22 protein-coding genes are annotated in these 19,298 nt (G+C 35.6%); 13 read left to right on the top strand and 9 right to left on the bottom strand.

All coding sequences use genetic code 11. The features are described 5' to 3' along the window. Positions 1-13 precede the first annotated feature (13 nt). The 4 genes from NQ185_RS05355 (at position 14) to NQ185_RS05340 (ending at position 5,529) form a co-directional block, all read left to right on the top strand. Positions 14-1,261, top strand: coding sequence for a metallophosphoesterase family protein (locus NQ185_RS05355; protein WP_257580544.1), 1,248 nt, complete (start codon positions 14-16; stop codon positions 1,259-1,261). After that, the gene (locus NQ185_RS05350) at positions 1,258-4,227 is read left to right on the top strand and encodes an ATP-binding protein (protein WP_257580543.1); all 2,970 of its coding nucleotides are present in this window, start codon (positions 1,258-1,260) and stop codon (positions 4,225-4,227) included. The genes NQ185_RS05355 and NQ185_RS05350 overlap by 4 nt, the downstream gene beginning before the upstream one ends. 70 nt (positions 4,228-4,297) lie before the next feature. Next, on the top strand, positions 4,298-5,242 hold the full coding sequence (gene yhaM, locus NQ185_RS05345) for a 3'-5' exoribonuclease YhaM (protein WP_257580542.1): 945 nt from the start codon (positions 4,298-4,300) through the stop codon (positions 5,240-5,242). Positions 5,243-5,349: 107 nt separating this feature from the next. Further along, entirely contained in the window at positions 5,350-5,529 is a 180-nt protein-coding gene (locus NQ185_RS05340; protein WP_257580541.1) for a sporulation YhaL family protein, read from the top strand. 32 nt (positions 5,530-5,561) lie between these two features. Here NQ185_RS05340 and NQ185_RS05335 read toward each other — a convergent pair whose 3' ends face one another. Next, complete coding sequence (locus NQ185_RS05335; RefSeq protein WP_257580540.1) at positions 5,562-6,479, bottom strand: peptidylprolyl isomerase; 918 nt, start codon at positions 6,477-6,479, stop codon at positions 5,562-5,564. 180 nt (positions 6,480-6,659) lie between these two features. On the opposite strand from NQ185_RS05335, the gene NQ185_RS05330 reads away from it, so the two are divergent. Both NQ185_RS05330 and NQ185_RS05325 read left to right on the top strand, forming a co-directional pair. After that, positions 6,660-6,749, top strand: a complete 90-nt coding sequence (locus NQ185_RS05330) for a YjcZ family sporulation protein (protein WP_213128577.1) — start codon at positions 6,660-6,662, stop codon at positions 6,747-6,749. A 90-nt stretch (positions 6,750-6,839) separates the two neighbouring features. Beyond that, positions 6,840-6,938, top strand: a complete 99-nt coding sequence (locus NQ185_RS05325; RefSeq protein ID WP_257580539.1) for a YjcZ family sporulation protein — start codon at positions 6,840-6,842, stop codon at positions 6,936-6,938. A gap of 66 nt (positions 6,939-7,004) precedes the next feature. Here NQ185_RS05325 and NQ185_RS05320 read toward each other — a convergent pair whose 3' ends face one another. Next, positions 7,005-7,184 (bottom strand): hypothetical protein, encoded by a 180-nt coding sequence (locus NQ185_RS05320; RefSeq protein WP_249315310.1) that lies wholly within the window; start codon positions 7,182-7,184, stop codon positions 7,005-7,007. An 86-nt stretch (positions 7,185-7,270) separates the two neighbouring features. After that, entirely contained in the window at positions 7,271-7,807 is a 537-nt protein-coding gene (locus NQ185_RS05315) for a DUF3267 domain-containing protein (protein WP_257580538.1), read from the bottom strand. Positions 7,808-7,990: 183 nt separating this feature from the next. On the opposite strand from NQ185_RS05315, the gene NQ185_RS05310 reads away from it, so the two are divergent. Continuing rightward, on the top strand, positions 7,991-8,320 hold the full coding sequence (locus tag NQ185_RS05310) for a DUF1878 family protein (protein ID WP_257580537.1): 330 nt from the start codon (positions 7,991-7,993) through the stop codon (positions 8,318-8,320). 56 nt (positions 8,321-8,376) lie between these two features. On the opposite strand, the gene NQ185_RS05305 is transcribed toward NQ185_RS05310, so the two are convergent. Together NQ185_RS05305 and NQ185_RS05300 are read right to left on the bottom strand one after the other, a co-directional pair. Continuing rightward, on the bottom strand, positions 8,377-8,943 hold the full coding sequence (locus tag NQ185_RS05305) for an HTH-type transcriptional regulator Hpr (protein WP_257580536.1): 567 nt from the start codon (positions 8,941-8,943) through the stop codon (positions 8,377-8,379). Between the two features lie 187 nt (positions 8,944-9,130). Then, positions 9,131-9,499 (bottom strand): YtxH domain-containing protein, encoded by a 369-nt coding sequence (locus tag NQ185_RS05300; RefSeq protein WP_257580535.1) that lies wholly within the window; start codon positions 9,497-9,499, stop codon positions 9,131-9,133. A 146-nt stretch (positions 9,500-9,645) separates the two neighbouring features. Between NQ185_RS05300 and yhzF the strand changes: the two genes are divergently transcribed. Continuing rightward, positions 9,646-9,840 carry a membrane protein YhzF gene (gene yhzF, locus NQ185_RS20415; protein ID WP_506323674.1) on the top strand — a complete coding sequence of 65 codons (195 nt, stop codon included), beginning with the start codon at positions 9,646-9,648 and terminating at the stop codon, positions 9,838-9,840. A gap of 41 nt (positions 9,841-9,881) precedes the next feature. Here the strand turns inward: yhzF and NQ185_RS05295 are convergent, their stop codons facing one another. Both NQ185_RS05295 and NQ185_RS05290 read right to left on the bottom strand, forming a co-directional pair. Beyond that, positions 9,882-10,397 carry a tryptophan transporter gene (locus NQ185_RS05295; protein ID WP_257580534.1) on the bottom strand — a complete coding sequence of 172 codons (516 nt, stop codon included), beginning with the start codon at positions 10,395-10,397 and terminating at the stop codon, positions 9,882-9,884. A gap of 479 nt (positions 10,398-10,876) precedes the next feature. Further along, the gene (locus NQ185_RS05290; protein ID WP_257580533.1) at positions 10,877-11,302 is read right to left on the bottom strand and encodes an HIT family protein; all 426 of its coding nucleotides are present in this window, start codon (positions 11,300-11,302) and stop codon (positions 10,877-10,879) included. Positions 11,303-11,744: 442 nt separating this feature from the next. Here NQ185_RS05290 and NQ185_RS05285 point away from each other — a divergent pair, with 442 nt between their 5' ends. Further along, positions 11,745-12,482 carry an ABC transporter ATP-binding protein gene (locus tag NQ185_RS05285; protein ID WP_257580532.1) on the top strand — a complete coding sequence of 246 codons (738 nt, stop codon included), beginning with the start codon at positions 11,745-11,747 and terminating at the stop codon, positions 12,480-12,482. Then, positions 12,479-13,705 (top strand): ABC transporter permease, encoded by a 1,227-nt coding sequence (locus NQ185_RS05280; protein ID WP_257580531.1) that lies wholly within the window; start codon positions 12,479-12,481, stop codon positions 13,703-13,705. Before NQ185_RS05285 ends, NQ185_RS05280 begins: the two co-directional genes overlap by 4 nt. A 98-nt stretch (positions 13,706-13,803) precedes the next feature. Here NQ185_RS05280 and NQ185_RS05275 read toward each other — a convergent pair whose 3' ends face one another. Both NQ185_RS05275 and NQ185_RS05270 read right to left on the bottom strand, forming a co-directional pair. Continuing rightward, positions 13,804-14,976, bottom strand: a complete 1,173-nt coding sequence (locus NQ185_RS05275; protein ID WP_257580530.1) for a M20 family metallopeptidase — start codon at positions 14,974-14,976, stop codon at positions 13,804-13,806. Between the two features lie 110 nt (positions 14,977-15,086). Then, the gene (locus tag NQ185_RS05270) at positions 15,087-15,593 is read right to left on the bottom strand and encodes an antibiotic biosynthesis monooxygenase family protein (protein WP_257580529.1); all 507 of its coding nucleotides are present in this window, start codon (positions 15,591-15,593) and stop codon (positions 15,087-15,089) included. 244 nt (positions 15,594-15,837) lie between these two features. Here NQ185_RS05270 and hemE point away from each other — a divergent pair, with 244 nt between their 5' ends. From hemE to hemY, 3 genes are read left to right on the top strand one after another with little or no spacing between them, the layout of a single operon-like run. Next, entirely contained in the window at positions 15,838-16,890 is a 1,053-nt protein-coding gene (hemE, locus tag NQ185_RS05265) for a uroporphyrinogen decarboxylase (protein ID WP_257580528.1), read from the top strand. A 19-nt stretch (positions 16,891-16,909) separates the two neighbouring features. Beyond that, positions 16,910-17,845 carry a ferrochelatase gene (gene hemH / locus NQ185_RS05260; protein WP_257580527.1) on the top strand — a complete coding sequence of 312 codons (936 nt, stop codon included), beginning with the start codon at positions 16,910-16,912 and terminating at the stop codon, positions 17,843-17,845. 10 nt (positions 17,846-17,855) lie between these two features. Then, on the top strand, positions 17,856-19,268 hold the full coding sequence (hemY, locus tag NQ185_RS05255; RefSeq protein WP_257580526.1) for a protoporphyrinogen oxidase: 1,413 nt from the start codon (positions 17,856-17,858) through the stop codon (positions 19,266-19,268). Positions 19,269-19,298 lie beyond the last annotated feature (30 nt).

Genomic DNA, 19,298 nt, shown 5'->3' with positions numbered 1-19,298 from the left:
GAGAGGGATGCAAATGGATGGAATTCGTTTTATACATACTGCAGATTTACATTTAGATAGTCCTTTTTTAGGATTAAAACATTTTCCCAAAGAGCTTTTTAAACATATACAAGAAAGTACCTTTACAGCATTTGAAAGAGTAATTGACTCCGCTATTAAAGGTGAAGTTGATTTTATTGTTGTAGTAGGCGACCTATTTGATGGTGAGGATAGAAGCGTTAAAGCGCAAGCAAGATTACGTAGACAAATGGAAAGGCTCCATGAAGCAGGAATTAGCGCATTTATATTACACGGTAATCACGATCATTTACAAGGAAATTGGATTAAGCTTGATATGCCGGACAATGTCCATATTTACGGTAAGGAAATTGAAATGATTCCTTTTACTTCAAAGCGAGGGGATAAAGTTCATTTATACGGCTTTAGCTACGGAGAACGCCACGTAGTCGAGCGGAAAATTTTAGACTATCAAAAAATAGGTAATGCTGATTTTCATATCGGGCTTCTACACGGTCATTGTGAAGGGGGGAAAAGCATTCACCAGCCGTATGCCCCATTTACAATCCAAGAGTTGTTGCAAAAAGAAATGGATTATTGGGCTTTAGGTCATATACATATGAGACAAGTTTTACATGAACAACCTTTCATTGTTTACCCGGGAAATATTCAAGGCAGACATAGGAATGAACAAGGTGATAAAGGATGTTATCAAGTTGAGATACTTAAAAACGGGATAACAAGTCTGACATATATTCCAACAGCGACTATTAAGTGGGAGTGTGTTGACATCTATTGCCGCGAAAACAATACGCTTTCAGAACTTTATAGTAAATGTAAGGAAGAAATAGACACAATGAAAGATACTAACCAACAATCTATTATGGTGGCTCTCACTCTTCATTATTCAAATCAATTAAGTAATGAAATCCAGCAAGTAATAGGCAACGGAGAATTTCTGGAGATGCTCCAAGATGGAATTACCTTTCAGGAAATGTTTGTTTGGCCTTACGCAATTCACAGGACATTGAATAGTATTAGTACCGGATTGATGAATTCTTTCATGAACAATCTGAATGCAACTGTCAAAGACATGAAGGAGGAAGGTGTATTTGAGCAGACAGTATCAAGCTTGTTTTCGCATATATATGGAAGCCGCTATTTAATCGAACCCGATGAAGAGGAGAAAAAGGAACTATATAATGCTGCTAAAGAATTAATTGTTTTGAGAATAGGAGAGGGAGAAGGGAGGAGTCGGGGTTGAAGTTAATAAGTCTGCATATATTTGGATATGGTAAGTTAATCGATTTTTACATTCATAATATATCCGATATGCAAATAGTTTATGGAGAAAATGAAGCGGGAAAATCAACCATCATGTCCTTCATCCATAGTATACTATTTGGATTTCCTTCAAGGCAGCAGTCTTCATTGCGTTATGAACCAAAAAACCACTCTGCATACGGTGGAAGGCTCACGTTACAAACAAAGGAGCATGGAGAAGTAATCATCGAACGGATAAAAGGAAAATCTGCTGGGGATGTTACTGTATTTTTGGGAAATGGATTGAAAGGGAATGAAGAACTTCTATCTGAATTATTAAATGGCATGAATCGTTCATTGTACGAAAGTATTTTTTCTTTTAATCTTGATGGTCTTCAAGAAGTACAAAAATTAAAAGGTGATGAAGTTAGCCGTTATTTAGTAGCATCCGGAACAATGGGGACAGATATATTACTAAACGTCGAACAGTCATTTCAAAGAGAACTGGATCAGCTTTTTAAACCGAGTGGAAGAAAACCCATATTAAATGAAAAAATTAATATGTTGCGTGAAAGTGAGAAGAATTTACAAAAGGCAAAGCAGAAGAATGCCGAATACGGGTCTATTCTTATAAAAAAAGAGACGACTGAGAAACGATTGACATATCTCCAAAATGAAATAGGTGAACTAAATGATGAACTTCAAATTGTGTATGAATTAGTAGAAAAGTGGGATCGAATTAATGAATTTAATCGAATCCATCAGTACATAGAGGAGTTAGGACCCATCCATTTTCCTACAGATGGATTAATTAGATATGAACGTTTATCTGAAAAAGTCATTATGATTTCAAGCAGATTAATCGCGGTCAATAAGAAAATTGCAGAAATCGATAAACGAATCGAGGAAAATACCCCTATAAAAACGTTTCAAACGATGCTGGATAGAACAGAAAAGGCGTTAATGGAATGGCCATTATATGAACAATTACAGTCTGAGATCGTAAATCTAAAAAGGGAAGTGTCGTACTACAAAGATCAAGCAAAAAGAATATATAGGGAACTAAATTATTCTGAGGGGCAATATTCAATAATTCCAACCTTAAATCTCGGGCTTGATCTGAAAGGAAAAATAAAAGAAAGCTTAAATGATAAAGCAACGTTAAGTGCAAAGCTTGACGGCATTCAAAACCAAATGAATATAACACAAACTGAAATGGAAAAATTAGAAGCTGCATGTGAAAAAATAGAATTGAATTTACTACCCGAAACAGATTTTAAGAAATTAGAAAAAGAAAAGAAAGATTGGAAAGATACAAATCAATTATTGCACGAAAAGGATGAACTTGAGAGATCGATAATAAAAGACGAAAATAGATTGAAAAAAACGAAAAAAGCCTTGCTGCTTAATAGCATAATTCTCCTTAGTTCAACAGGATTTATTGTTTGGGGAGTTCTTTCTTCCGAATTGATGATTGCCGTTTTTGCTGGATTTGTTTTAGTATATGGCCTTGTAAATTTTAGTAACTTCATAAAACAACTAAATTCTACTAAGTATGACAAAGAACAAGTACAAGCCCGTATTCAATGGATCACTGAAAAAATAACAGAAAGTAAAAATGCAAGAAGCCCTGTTCAACTGTATGATGAGCAATTGCATTTTCGAAACGAGTTAAAAAATCATGATCACCAATTAGATCAAAAGCTAAAAAATATTAAGTATCTTCATGTTCAAAAGCAGGAAATCGTTGATCTAATTGAAAAAAATCAATCCAAGATTAATAACTTCAAAAAAGAATTGGGACTTTCACATTATTTTACTGATACACGCCTTGATGATGCATTTGATTTATTATTGGAATTGATGAATCTAATGAAGGGATCACAAACGGTAGAGAAGGACGTAAATGAAAAGGTTCTTAAACAAAAACAATGGGTGGAAAAACTCAATGAACTTGCTCAATCTGCTGGTATTGAATTTACCGAAACGAGTGAAACAATATTTCGTTTAAAACAATTATTAAGATTGGAACAAGAAAAAAAGTTTATTCAAAAAGATCTTTTGGAAAGTCGTACGGAAATTCATGAAGAACGGGATCAATTACAACTAGAGCTTCAAGAATATCAATCTCAAATTGACCAGTTATTTAAGATTACTCATACAAACGACGAAGAGGAATTTCGAAGAAAAGCAAGTCTTTATAATGAATCGAAATTGCTGAAGGAACGACTAGATATTCTGGATGTTCAGATAGGAAATAGTCTTAAAGAAAAAGCTGAGATCTTTAAATCTGAGATCGAATTGAAGCAGCGAATGAATGAGTTGACAAAATTGCTTGAAGAAAAAAACTCATGGCTTCATAATCAACAAAATGAGTTCGCAGCTCTCCGCCATGAAATACAAGTTTTGGAGGAGGGTGGCACTTATTCAGAGAAGCTTCATCAATTTTATCATCTCAAGTCATCCTTTAATGAAGAAGCAAGAATTTGGGCGAAATATTCAATTGCTAGAACCATTTTACAAAATACGATGGACAATTATATAAAAGAAAGGTTCCCAAAGGTTGTAAAAAAAGCTCAAGAATATTTGGCATTTTTGACAGATAATATGTATAACCGTCTCCATTTTCAAGTTGATGAAGGCATCGTTATTGATCATGTTTCTGGGCAGCGTTTCACACCTGATGAGCTGAGCAGGGGGACTAGTGAACAATTGTATACGGCATTGAGATTGGCTTTAGTTCAAATACTGTATATAGATTATCCATTTCCGATCATCATTGATGACGGTTTTGTCAATTTCGATAAACATCGGACAGAGAAAGTACTTCAACTAATTGAATCAATTAGTAACAGTTCACAAGTATTATTGTTTACTTGTCATGATCATATTAAAAGTCATTTCTCCGAAAGTAATATTAAAAAATTGCCTCTTTTAAGAGATGCTTTTCAAACGATCAAACTATAAAGTGATAAAGCAGGCAATAGACTGATATGTTATAATTTTGGTAGCATTAAAGGGAACGGGGGAAATACAAATGGCAAAAGAACTATTACAACATGATGTAGGTGAGCAGGTCGATCTGTTTTTACTTATTAAAAGTGCCACAAAAGGAATAGCAAGCAATGGCAAGCCTTTCCTTACGGTCATTTTACAAGATCGTTCCGGTGATATTGAAGCGAAACTTTGGGATACATCTGATGATGAAGTAAAACTATATCAGCCTGAAACGATTGTACGAGTTGCAGGAGAGGTACATAATTATCGAGGAAGGCTGCAGCTGAAAATTAAGCAAATAAGACCAACAACTCATCATGATGGTGTTAGGCTATCTGATTTATTGGAGAAGGCTCCGATAAGTAAAGACGAAATATCGAGTAAAGTAACGCAATATATTTTCGAAATGAAAAATCCTAATATCCAAAGGATCACAAGACATTTAGTAAAGAAATACCTGGAGCAATTTTTAGAATACCCTGCTGCTACAAAAAATCATCATGAATTTGTTTCAGGCCTAGGTTTTCATGTTGTGTCCATGCTGGATTTGGCCAAATCAATTTCAGAGCTATATCCATCATTAGACCGCGATCTATTGTATTCAGGCATTATTCTTCATGATCTTGGAAAAGTGATTGAATTGTCGGGGCCTGTCTCGGCATCTTATACAGTAGAAGGAAATTTACTCGGTCATATTACCATCATCGTCAATGAAATTGGCAAGGCGGCTGAGGAGCTGGGAATACAAGGTGAAGAAGTTGTCGTTTTACAACATATTGTTTTAAGTCATCACGGTAAGCTTGAATGGGGAAGCCCGAAGCAGCCAATGATTAAAGAAGCGGAAATATTACATTTAATAGATAATCTTGATGCAAAAATGAATATGCTTGATCGAGCTTTATTGCGTGTAAAACCCGGTGAATTTTCGGAAAGAATTTTCCCGCTTGATAATCGCTCTTTTTACAAACCAACGTTTCATTCTTGATGTTTTCTCAATAAGACATTTGATGCCTTCTTAATTAAGAAGGTATTTTTTTGTTTTTTTAATCATATAGTGTAGCAAGTGGACAAGCATTGAAAGGAGCGATCAATTTGTCTTTGCCGATTTGGGTATATATTGTCATTTTAGGAATCTTTACAAGCGCATTTATGGCTATTAAAACAGCCAAAGAAGATAAGGAGTTGGAAACTGAGTGGATTGAAAAAGAGGGACAAGTATATATAGAGAGAATGGAAAAGGAAAAAGAACAGAGAAGGCAAGTTAGCGAATAGGATTAAAAAAAGCTGCTCAGCGCAGCTTTTTTTTACTCTTTATCAGTGTCTTCGGCATTGCCTTCCGTTGTATCTTCTGCTTTTGGTTCTTCGTAGTTAAGAATCTCTTCAAACGTCGCTTGTAAATCTTTGTCTTCAACTTTAAGGTCCGCTTTTTTCAATTCTTCTTTCATTGCTTTTTGAACAACATTTCCGTCAACTTTAGACAATTTTAAATCATACTCATATTTATCTTTTACTTTATCGAATGACTCTTTTTCTTTTATATCTGTAACTTGAATAAGATGCCAGCCAAATTGTGTTTGCAGGGGTGCACTAATTTCATCTTTCTTTAATTGGAAAGCTTCATCTTTAAATTCTTGGTCCAATTGTGGATCCTCGTAAGAAATAAAGCCAAGATCTCCACCTTTTTCAGCTGTTCCATCTTCAGAGTATTCCTTTGCAAGAGCTGCAAAGTCTTCCCCTTTGTCCAATTTCCCTTTTATTTCTTTTATTGTTTTTTCTTCTTGAACGATAATATGGCGTACTTGTCTTTCTGGCTTTTCATTATCGTAAAATTCTTTTACTTCTTTTTCTGTTACTTTAATATCTTTAGTGGCAGATTTTTCTTGAAGAAGGTTTAACTTCACTACTTGACGGAATTCGTCTTCGTCTTTAAAACCATTTTGTTGAAGAAGCATTGTAAACTGAGGACCAACCTCTGCTTTTATTTCTTCTAATTTCTTGGTAACATCTTCGTCGCTTACTTTATATTCTTTTGAAAGGACCTTGTCCATCACAAGCTGTTGTAAAACCTGCTCGCCAATTCTATCCTTCATTACTTCATAAAGCTCGTCTTTTGTAATATTTCCTGCTTTCGTCTTTACAACTGCTTCTCCGCCGTTACCACCGCATGCAGCAAGGCCAACGACTCCAGCAGCTAAAGTAAGGGTCAATACCCATTTTTTCATTTAAGACACTCCCTATATTTATGTCAGTTATTGTAGAAAGCCACAAAACATACTATATCACAAAACATCTAATAAAAAAAACTCTTTTATTGGGAATTCACATTAAAATAGGCTTTTGATTCAACCAAGACAGAAGTGGAGGGCATATGTTATAGCGAAAGAGTTAAGGAGGTAATCAATATGGATGGTGGTTTTGCTAATTACTCTGGTTTTGCGTTCGTGGTAGTCCTTTTCATATTGTTAATTATAGTTGGAGCTGCTTATGTATAATGAAAATCTGTAATATATGGGCTAATATCCTGACACCTTACAAAAATTTTGAATAGGATAAAAAGAAAAGACCTAGAGGAGGTGTTGATTGTGAGTGGAGGCGTAGGATACGGAGCTGGAGCTGGCTTTGCTTTAATCGTGGTGTTGTTCATCTTGTTAATTATCGTAGGTGCATCATGGTTTTATTAAAATGGATGCAATCGGCATAACTGGCCATAAAACATAAAAGGCGGATTCCAATAGGGATCTGCCTTTTTATGTGTACAGAATTTCAATATATGAAGAAAATAATAAAATGGTTATTAGAATATTGATCGTTCTAAATACCTTAGGTTGGCGTTCTTCTGGTATTTCTCTTTGAACACAAAGAGAGTTGGTTAAATTATTAAAAATATATAATATGAAAATAGCGAATACAATAAAGATGGAGATCAATCGTCATCCTTCCTTTCATCTCCTATATAGTAAAAGGATAGCAAATTCAGTATAAAAAAGATAGATTAAGATTAAAATCCAACACGTTATTCTTGTATTAATATTTCATAACCATCTTCATTTTCTTCAATCATTGCGCCTTTTGGAGAAGATAGCAATGATTTCGCATATAAAATATCGATGGAACATAAACCAACATGATAGGCCAGCAATATGGTTAAATAGTGAACATACTCTGGAAATAAGAACATTGCGAGCACTAAGGTTGAATTAATAATCAAAAAAGGAAGAAATAGCGCAGTTGTAAACCGTCTTTTAGAAATTAAATTCCTGACTGTTACATGAATAATTGGCAAAATATAAAAATAAAATTCTATTTCAATTTTCATATGTTTATAATATTTTAGTAAGGGTAGCACATGAAATATTTTATGCAAAGGATATAATAAAATGAATATACTAGCAAAAACAATAAAATAATTATCTTTTAACTGGTTAACTGCAAATGATTGCATTAAAACGTAAGCAAAAACAAAAACAAGCAGTGTAATAAAACTTGAGATGATAAAAAGACGGTTGAATTCATATTTTTTATTTACATTATAAGATTTCCAGCAATGCATGACTGGTAACCTCCATAGGGAAAATTGATTTACAAGCAGTTTCAACTACATACTTTACGATGATTTATGCAGAATAGCAATAGGAAATATAACTTTATTAATTTTTCTTCTTTTGGAGGATTATAGAAATAAACAACGAATACACTGATAGATAGACCAATATTTTAAATTGAGGTTATGTAAATGGATAATCTGCTAGCGAAAATTGAACGACTTGAATATCATCAAAAGTTGTTGCTGGGAATGATACGCTCTGAGGGGCATGAATTTGACCGGTTAATAATTAAAAAAAATCTTGATGAGAACGAGGTAAAAGAATTCCGCTCACTATGTGAATATGTGAGCAAGGAAATGGAAGTCCAAAAAGCGGAGAAATTTGTTTTTTATGCACCGCTTTTTAATGAATTTGTAAAAAAACTTAATCCAAAATTAAATCCAGACGAAGTGGTCAATGCTTGCCTGAAACAAAATATTTATACTGACCTTATGAACGTTTTACAGAAAAATTTATAAATTTGAAGTGAATATTCTGGATATTTTTTTCGCAAGGAACGAATAAAAAAATTCAGTTATACGACTGTTTTTATATTAGTTTTTTTCATTTTTCCATCTTCTTCAATAAATTGAGTTTCAATATTATGAAACGATTTTTCAAAGATTTCCATGAAATCTTCCCCATAAATGTTTCGAACGATTGCCATAAGCTCGATAATATCTGGAAACTTACCATATAGCTCTCTAAGAGGCAGGGCCCCTTGGTAAACAGAGTTATTTTTAGGCTCATATTCCTCCATTAATTGTAATAGCAGGCTCTCTCCCTGAGAAGTAAGCTGAATATATGTATTACGCTTATCAGACTCTCTTTTGGAAAACTCCAGTAATCCGCGATCTTCTAGCTTTTTGGAGAAATTGAATGCAGTAGAAACATGCATTACACCAAATTTAGCGACATCAGATATGGAGGCTCCATTTAAATGATAGGCAATCCATAATATATGGTGTTCATTAATATTTAAATTAAATGGTTTTATCCAGTTTTGCCAATCTTTTTCAATCGATTTCCATAGTGCCTTACTTAATTGAGCCATTCTTTGGCTAAAAAGCATAGATTCAATTAACGAATGTTTTCCTTCCATTTGATTTCCCCGCCCTGTTTTTTTAATGTGTGTTTTTTTATTTCGTTGAATAGTCAAAAAGCTTTGCTTATGTTTTTACAAAACGCCTTGTTATTATTATGCCAATAAAGTAAAAATTAATAAAGATGTAAATTAACAAAAAATTAAAAGAGGGTGCCAATATATGAATTGGATCACCCTCACAAACTTAAACAGATGATTTTTCTTCTTGTAGTTTTTGCTCTAACTGTGCAATCGTGTTTTGGATCTCTCTCATTTCTTCTTGCATGGCCTCAATATTCGGTTCGATATCCCTTTGCCATTCTTCCACAGCCATTTTAACGTCCCCTGCAAGCTCCTTAATGATTTCTTTGCCTTCTTTCGAAACTTTTGCGACAGAATTTTTAATGTCCATCGCGTCTTCTTTTAGATCTTGGGCAATTCTAATCCATTCACCTTTGGATTCTTTAAGCTGACTGCGGAGCTCCTTTCCAGAACTTGGTGCTGTTAATAGTGCTGTGGCAGCACCGACAACCCCACCAACCAAGATTCCATACGCGAGTGCTTTTGTATTCAAAACAATCACCTCAACCCTTATTTGTTATTATTTTAACCTTTTCTTCAAAAAGTTAAAAATTCCTGCATTCAACTTTACCCATGCTTATACATGTAAACACATTTTAGCGCATAGTATGAATTAAGACAGGCGACAGAGGTGAGTATATGAAAGGGATTTCGATATTTTTTATTATAATCGGAATTATTCTTTTAATAGGGATGTTTTATTATTTCTCTGCTTATCAACGACCGGGAATCTACCCACCTAAAAAGATTTTAAGAGCCCGATTTGCGTCATTTGGAGGAGCCGGTGTATTTTTCCTTTTGATTGGAATATTAATTACTATTTTAATAAAATGAAAAAAAGAACCTGGATAAGAGATCCAGGTTCGAAATTTAGATTATGCTGTAGTAACGATATTTGATCTTTTAAGGATTGAGCTTGCAATAGGATAAAGTACGAATAATACGATTGCGTTGATAATTATTGCAGGTACGACTCCCATTCCAAACAAGGCTAAGAATGGTCCTGGTAATTCAAACAGAATTGCTGCGGAACCAAGGAAAACAACTCCCGATACGACCGTACATAGTGCTGCAAGAATTGTAACTCCAATAATGCTAGGAATTCTTTTAACAATTAAAACGTATAAACCATAAAAGACGAATGCAGTAATTGGTTTATCAATTAGGTTTGGGATTTGTCCCATCGGAAATCCTGTTGTCAAAGCTGTAAGAATGCCGGTTCCAATTGCCAATAATAAAACATTTTTCTTCTCTGGAAATAAAACAATTCCTAAAAACATTAATGGGAGTGCCATGTCAGGCTTTATTGTTCCAATCGGTGGAATAACAAAATGAAGAACGGTTCCAATTCCCATCAGCAACGCCAAAATAACTAATACTCGTGTATTCATGTAAAATCTCTCCTCTTCTCAACTATTCTCTTCTTTTTGCTTTCCTGGACATGCACTGATTGCTGCCAGCGAAAGATTAAGAATATTGTAGCATAATAGTCCTAGATAAAGAAGAAGAATTTTTTAATTAAGAAGGGATTTGTCTAATAAGTACGTTGATTTCCGCTGCAGATGGCTCTGTTATTATTAATTGTTGATTAAAGTGTAGGTATGAGAATAAATAGATGGAGAATTTCCGGTTAATCTATATAAACCAGCTTAAGAAGCAGTAATAAGCGGAGATATTCCGGTTAACTGCTCAAAATATAACAAAATCCAATGATTTGGACCATATAAACGGAAAATCTCCTCTTATTTTTAAGGAAATATGGGTATTTACTTAAATAAGCGGAATTTTTCCGTTTATTTTTCAAATGTCTTAAAATTAACATGCAGTAATGACAGAGCCTTAAAGAAAAAAATAACCCCACTGAGAGGAGTTATTTAGAGATATGCTGTTGAATAGATTGCGCGATGGATTGGAGATCGTCGCCAGTATAATCAGCATGGTGACTAATGTATTTTGTATCAAATCCATCATTCTCATCGTAACGAGGAATGAGGTGTAAATGGTAATGGAAAACTGCTTGGCCGGCAAATGCTCCATTATTATTTAATAAGTTCAATCCAACAGGTTCGAATTCTTTTTTGATTGCTCGGGAAATTTCGGGAACTACTTCAAATAACTTACTAGCTGCATCTTCAGGTAAATTATATACATTTTCATTATGTACTTTCGGGATGACTAAAGTATGTCCTTTAGTAATTTGGCTTATATCAAGAAAAGCCAATACATCTTCATTTTCAAAAACTTTTGCAGATGGCAATTCGCCATTTACAATTTTACAAAAAATACAATCGCTCATATGTTCCACCTTCCTTGGAGTGATAGGAATATTTTAACATACTCCTTTCGGAAAGTGAAAACGAGCAGGATTTAATAAAAATCCTGCTCGTTGAAGGGGTTAGCGGGTTACTTGGAAAGGTTTCTTTACATCATTTCGTTTTAATGAAATGATTTTATTAAAGAAATATCCGAATCTTCATAGCCCAACGCAATCATCTCCCTTGTCAATGTCAAGTTTGATAATCATGGTCAATGTTCATCGTGGCTTTCCGCTTCTACTGCAGATATGTGTCTTCGACAACCACCCCAGCTTTGGCTTAGTCCTCCCGCTCCTTCGATATTATATTGTCCACATTTGGAATAAGACATACAGGTAAATATAACCAAAAATTATTATGCCTCATTAGAATTCTTTTGGTACAATAATGATACTGTAGGAAAAGAAGAGAGGGCGTTTTTTTATGTCTTTACTTGAGGTGAAAAATGTAACAGGCGGATATACGAAAAATCCTGTTTTAAAAGATGTCTCATTTTCAGTAGAAGCTGGACAAATAATTGGATTGATCGGTTTAAATGGAGCAGGAAAAAGTACGACGATCAAGCATATTATCGGATTAATGGAGGAGCGATCGGGTTCAATAGCGATAAATGGATTAACGTTAAAAGATCAACCTGAAGAATATCGAAAGCAATTGTCGTTTGTCCCCGAAACTCCAATTTTGTATGAAGAGTTAACATTGGATGAACACTTAAAATTATCCGCGATGGCTTACGGACTTTCTGAAAAAGAGTATGAAAATCGTGTAGGTCTGTTATTGAAAGAGTTTCGTTTAGATAAAAAGCTCAAATGGTTTCCCGCACATTTTTCTAAAGGGATGAAACAGAAGGTGATGATTATGTGTGCATTTTTAATCGAGCCAGCTTTGTACATTATAGATGAGCCATTTGTAGGACTAGATCCCCTCGGAATTCAATCCCTTCTTGAATTAATGAAGGATATGAGAGAAAAAGGAGCGGGAATTTTAATGTCCACTCATATATTAGCGACGGCAGAACGCTATTGCGACGGGTTTATTATTTTACATAATGGGGAAGTTCGAGCAAAAGGTACATTGAGTGAATTGCAGGAAAAATTTTCAATGCCGGGTGCAACATTGGATGATATTTATATCCAGCTGACAAAGGAAGAGATGCCATGAAGCATATAGACGAGTTGTGGCGGGATAGATTTCAATCTTATATGAAAGAACTTCGCCGTTATTTGAAGTATATGTTTAATGATCATTTGCTCTTTGTACTTATATTTGGCGGGGGAGCAGCAATCTATTACTACTCTGGCTGGGTTAAAACGTTGACTTCAGGATTTCCGGTTGGAATCGTCATGGCATTTATTTTGGGCGTAGTACTAACAGTAAGTCCAATATCAACCTTTTTGAAGGAGGCCGACCTCGTATTTTTACTGCCTCTTGAGACAAAGCTCAGTTCGTACTTCAGAAAAGGGTTGAGCGTTAGCTTTATAGGACAATCGTATATCATTTTACTGATTCTCGCTGCATGTATGCCAATGTATGTTCAAGTAACAGGCAATGGGTTTAGTATGTTCTTTTACATGCTTATGCTTGCTTTAGCATTAAAAATTTGGAACCTTATCATCCATTGGCAATTGTTAAAAATTAGGGATTCTTTCGTGCATGTATACGACTGGATCATTCGCTATATTTTTAATGCTCTATTGTTTTATTTTTTCATTGAAAAAGCATCGTATTGGTTTTTTGGAGTCGTTTTATTGATTATGGCAGTATTTACGATTTATGTAAAGGAAGCCTCAAAAAATAAAACGATAAAGTGGGAAATTTTAATTGAAAAAGAACAGGGAAGAATGCAGGCATTTTATCATGCTGCGAACATGTTTACGGATGTTCCTCACTTAAAAGGAAAAGTGAAAAGAAGAATATGGCTTGACCCCGTCTTTTCAATGATTCCATACGGAAAAGAAAGCACGTATCGTTTTTTGTTTGCACGGACAATTCTAAGAACGAGTGAATTTTCGGGATTGATTGTGCGGTTAACACTCATTTCCATTTTTATCATAATTTTTAGCGGGAATTTTTATTTGTCTATTGCTATTTCCTTGCTATTTCTTTATTTAACAGGATTTCAATTATTTCCTATTTTGCGTAAACATGAATTAATAATATGGACGAGCCTATACCCTGTTGAACATTCTCAAAAAAGAGATGCGTTTCAAAAACTTTTATTCCAAGTCCTTCTCGTTCAAGCAGTTTTATTTGGGCTTTGTGCTTTTGTCAGCATAGGGCTGCAAAACGGAATCATCGTTCTATTTATCTCAATTGCCTTTACTTTGTTATTTGCTAAAATTTATGCGCCTGGAAGAATTGTGAAATTAGATAGGCTTTCTTGAAAACGAGACTAGGAAGTTTGTTATCAAGATCAGTTTTACAATACAATGGCTAAAAATTTGAAAAATCCCCGAAGAAATTTTCTTCGGGGATTTAATTATTAATTAGCTGATTTGATGGCTGCCAATCCGAGCGTTTTTGCAGCCGCAAGCATCGCTTTTTCATTAATATCAAATTTCGGGTGGTGATGTGGATAGCCATGCTCGACACCATCTGGTCTTGCTCCTGTGAAGAAGAATGTTCCTTTTACATTTTGCAAATAATAGGCAAAGTCTTCGCCGCCCATTTCTGGTTTTGTTTCTTCAATTAACGTATTTTCAGGTACTTCCTTTGCAACATCTACAAGAAAATCTGTTTCAGCATCATGATTCACGACTGCTGGATATCCTCTATAGTAGTTAAACTCATATTCACAACCAGCCGCTATACATGTACCTTTCACAATTCTCTCAATCTCTTTTTCTATCATATCCCTAATATCTTCGTTAAACGTACGCACTGTACCGCCAAGCTTTGCTTCATCTGCAATGACGTTGAAAGCATTATCGGAAATAAAAGATCCGACTGATACTACTGCTGACTCAATTGGTGCTACTCTTCGACTGACAATTTGCTGTAAATTCATGACGAGCTGAGATCCAATTACAATTGCGTCTTTCGTTTTATGGGGCTGGGCGCCATGTCCGCCGTACCCTTTAATGGTTATTTCAAAACGGTCCGCTGCTGCCATAATCGGTCCTTTTCGGTACCGGATATTCCCATATGGACCATCTGCCCATAGATGAGTACCGAAAATGACATCAACACCATCTAAACATCCATCTTCAATCATCGGTTTTGCGCCGCCAGGAGCATATTCTTCAGCATGTTGATGGATCATGACGTATTCGCCAGAAAGTTCTTCCTTCATCTCATTTATAACTCTAGCCAATACTAGTAGTGTAGCAGTATGTCCATCATGACCGCATGCATGCATGACTCCTGGAACAAGCGATTTGAATGGAAGACCTGTTTCTTCATGGATAGGCAAAGCATCGAAATCGGCGCGCAACGCCACCGTTTTTCCTGATTTTCCACCTTTAATTCTAGCTACAACTCCATTGCCGCCCACCCCAGTTTTTACTTCTACACCAAGGCGATTGTAGTATTCAGCAATAAAAGCCGCAGTTTTAACCTCTTTAAAAGATAATTCCGGGTTTTGATGTAAGTAGCGTCTTATTTTAACCATTTCATTATAGTATTGCTCTAAACGTTCAAATATTTTTTCCTTCATTGGAAGCACACCCGCCTAATCAATATTTTCAGTCTCGAAATAATTATATCAATTTTTCAGAAGAGTGTGCGCAAGAAATTTTTAAAAACCCGGTCATTACAAGCGGCTCGCTAGTTGTCTTTATCGCTGTCATTTTCTTCAGAAACAAAATAGGTTGTAGAATAAGCGGGACCAGAAAATATATTAGTGCCCTTTGAATGAAAATGGACATGATTATACATTGTAGAATTTTTCCATGCATGAATATGGTTTTCGTCTTTCCACATCGTCATATGCAAGTATGTATCATTTGACAGTGGACGGAGTATACGTGATGTTATCAATCCAGGTTCATTCTGAAGTAATTTAATTTTATCCGTTATCCCGTATTCAAAAACTGGCCTATTTTCGTCTCTGACAGGAATAAAATTGCATAAAACAACTCCTTCATTTTCAAATTCACCTATTTCTTCCATCAATTCATATTTTTTTGGTGACTGAAATATGGTTTGTCCAGTGCTCTCATGCCAAAGTAGGCAGCCTTCCATATTTTGCATTAAAACCATTTTTTCATTTGAATGCTTTTCTTCAAGCTTTTTCAAAAAGTAATACGTTCCCATTGCTATATAAACATTCATATAACCACCTCATTCACATTTGATACGTTCAACAATTAATTCTATTTTACCCTTGAAAGGAATTTACAAACAGAAGGGATTAGGCTAACTTAAGGCGATAAAAAGGACAAATTTATGACAAGACGAGTAGTTGCCTATACTTTGAGTAGGAAAAATACTATAGTTATATCGAATTCCATATATTTTAAGTTCCGATACTTTTATAATACAATACAGTTACCGAAACCTTGAAAGGTGGATCATCATGAAAAATATTAAAAATGATACTTTTTTGCGAGCAGCTAAAGGAGAGCGAACGGACCATGTTCCTGTTTGGTATATGAGACAAGCTGGCCGTTCCCAAGCTGAGTACCGCAAATTGAAAGAAAAATATTCATTGTTTGAGATTACACATCAACCAGAAATATGCGCCTATGTAACAAGGCTGCCAGTTGAAATGTATAACGTGGATGCAGCTATTTTATATAAAGATATTATGACTCCACTTCCAGCATTAGGAGTCGATGTTGAAATTAAAAGTGGAATTGGTCCGGTTATTGATAACCCAATTCGCTCCGTTAAGGATATAGAAGCTTTAGGAGAAATTCATCCTGAGGATGATATTCCATATGTTCTTGAGACAATCAAGATATTAACTGAAGAACAATTAACCGTGCCTTTAATCGGTTTTGCAGGTGCACCATTTACGCTTGCAAGCTATATGATTGAAGGTGGTCCGTCCAAAAACTATCATAAAACAAAAGCCTTCATGTATTCTGAGCCGGAAGCATGGTTTTTATTAATGGAAAAATTGGGCGATATGACCGTTACATATTTGAAAGCTCAAATCAAGGCTGGTGTTAGCGCTGTTCAAATATTTGACTCTTGGGTAGGGGCATTAAGTAGAGCGGATTACAAAAAATACATTAAGCCTGTCATGACGAAAATATTTGCAGAAATGAAGACTGAAAATGTACCTCTCATCATGCATGGAGTCGGTGCTAGCCACTTAGCCTTGGAGTGGAATGACCTCCCACTTGATGTTGTGGGGCTTGATTGGAGACTTCCTATTTCTGAAGCACGAAAAATGGGTGTTACAAAAGCAGTTCAAGGAAATTTAGACCCCGCAGTATTAATTGCAAGCTGGGAAGCAGTAGAGGAGCGTGCACAGGAAATTATTGATCAAGGAATTCAATCACCTGGGTTTATCTTTAATCTTGGACACGGAGTATTCCCAGAAGTCAAACCAGAAATGTTAAAACAGTTGACATCCTTTATTCACGAATATAGTTCTGAAAAAATAAAACAATCACGATAACAAAAAGGAGTGAATGAGATTGACTAGAAAGAAAATGGGGCTATTGGTTATGGCCTACGGGACTCCATATAGTGAAGAAGATATTGAACGATACTATACTCACATTCGCCATGGGCGTCCGCCTTCCAAGGAAGCTTTAGAAGATTTGGAGAATAGATATAAAGCGATTGGCGGAATTTCTCCGCTTGCTAAAATTACAGAACAGCAAGCTTTCGGTCTTCAAGATCACTTAAATGAGATTCAAGATGAGATTGAATTCAAAGCTTATATCGGTTTAAAACATATCGAGCCCTTCATTGAAGATGCTGTTGAAAAAATGCATAAAGATGGGATTGAGGAAGCTGTTTCTTTAGTACTGGCCCCTCATTTTTCAACATTTAGTGTAAAGTCTTATAATGAACGTGCGAAAGAAACAGCTGAAAAGCTTGGTGGTCCAGTTATTACATCAGTTGAAAGTTGGTATGAAGAACCTAAATTCATTCAATTTTGGGCAGATGAGGTCAAAGAAGTATATGGCAACATGCCAGAAAATCAACGAAATCATGCATGTTTGATTGTGTCCGCACATAGTCTTCCGGAAAAAATACTCCAATATGGAGACCCGTATCCAAAGCAACTTCAAGAAACGGCTGATTTAATCGCTAAGGAAGCGGGTATTACAGAATATGAAGTAGGCTGGCAAAGTGAAGGCAACACACCTGATCCATGGCTTGGGCCAGATGTACAAGATTTGACTAAAGAACTATACGAGAAAAAAGGCTATAAAGCATTTGTTTACATTCCAGTCGGGTTTGTTTCGACCCATCTTGAAGTCCTGTATGACAATGATGTGGAATGTAAAGTAGTAACGGATGAAGTCGGCGCAGCATATTACAGGCCAGCTATGCCAGATGCTCAGCCTAAATTTATTGACGCGATGAGTTCTGTTATATTAAAACATCTTAGTAAAAAGTAGGGATTTTACGTTGAGTGAAAATAAGAAAAGGGTTGTTGTGATCGGTGGTGGAATAACTGGTTTAACGACAGCTTATTACTTGCAGAAAACGATTGCTGATCAGAAACTGCCCGTTGAAGTAACTCTTTTAGAAGCAAGCCACAAACTTGGTGGAAAGATCCAAACGGTTCATCAGGACGGTTTTGTCATTGAAAGAGGTCCAGATTCATTTTTGGAAAGGAAAACAAGCGCAGCAGAATTGGCGAGAGAAGTTGGATTAGGTGATGAGCTTGTTAATAATACGGCAGGTAGATCATATGTACTTGTAAAAGAACAGCTTCATCCAATGCCTAAAGGAGCTGTAATGGGCATTCCAACAAAATTGGGACCATTTATGTCTACTGGTCTGTTTTCTGTTCAAGGAAAAATGCGGGCAGCATGCGATATACTATTGCCCCGATCGAAAAATGAAGAGGACCAGTCACTTGGTCATTTTTTCCGAAGAAGACTTGGTGATGAAGTGGTCGAAAATTTAATCGAGCCGCTTTTATCAGGAATATATGCAGGGGATATTGACCAACTGAGCTTAATGTCAACATTCCCACAGTTTTATAAGGTTGAGCGTGAGCATCGAAGCTTAATCCTAGGAATGAGTAAGACGGCATCGCAAGCTCCGAAAAACCGTTTAACTAGTAAGAATCAGGGGATATTTCTTACTTTAAAAAATGGATTGCAATCATTGGTAGATGCTATTGAGGAGAACATGAATAACTGTACTATCATGAAAGGTGTACAAGTCACTGCTATAGAAAAAAAATCCAATTTAAGCTACGAGCTTAAATTAAATAATGATGAAATCATTCATGCCGATAGTGTCGTTATTACATTACCTCATTTAGCGATTGCCGATTTATTACAGGAAAAAGAATATTTATGTGGCTTAAAACATATGCCAGCAACAACAGTAGCAACTGTAGCAATGGCGTTTGATGAGAAGGAAGTTGAAAATACGATTGATGGTACGGGTTTTGTCGTCTCAAGAAACAGTGACTATACAATAACCGCTTGTACTTGGACACATAAAAAATGGCCGCATACAACCCCGCAAGGAAAAGTCTTGTTGCGATGCTATGTTGGTCGTGCCGGAGAAGAAACAGTGGTTGATCTTTCCGACGCAGAAATTGAACAAATTGTATTAGAAGATTTGAAAGAAACAATGAATATTGAAGCAAAACCACAATTCACTATTATTACACGATGGGAAAAGGCTATGCCTCAATATACAGTCGGGCACAAAGAAAGAATAGAAGAGATGAAAAAAAATCTTCAAGAAGATATGCCGGGTGTTTTTATGGCGGGTAGTTCTTTTGAAGGGCTCGGGCTCCCAGATTGTATTGATCAAGGAAAAAAAGCCGTACAGGAAGTACTTCAATATTTTAAGTGAAGCAGCTAATATTTTAGCTGTTTTTTTCTT

It is taken from the genome of Lederbergia panacisoli (assembly GCF_024626525.1).
GTDB lineage: Bacteria > Bacillota > Bacilli > Bacillales > Bacillaceae_C > Lederbergia > Lederbergia panacisoli.
The sequence above is the reverse complement of the archived record's forward strand: the minus strand, read 5'-3'. Positions and strand labels throughout refer to the sequence as shown.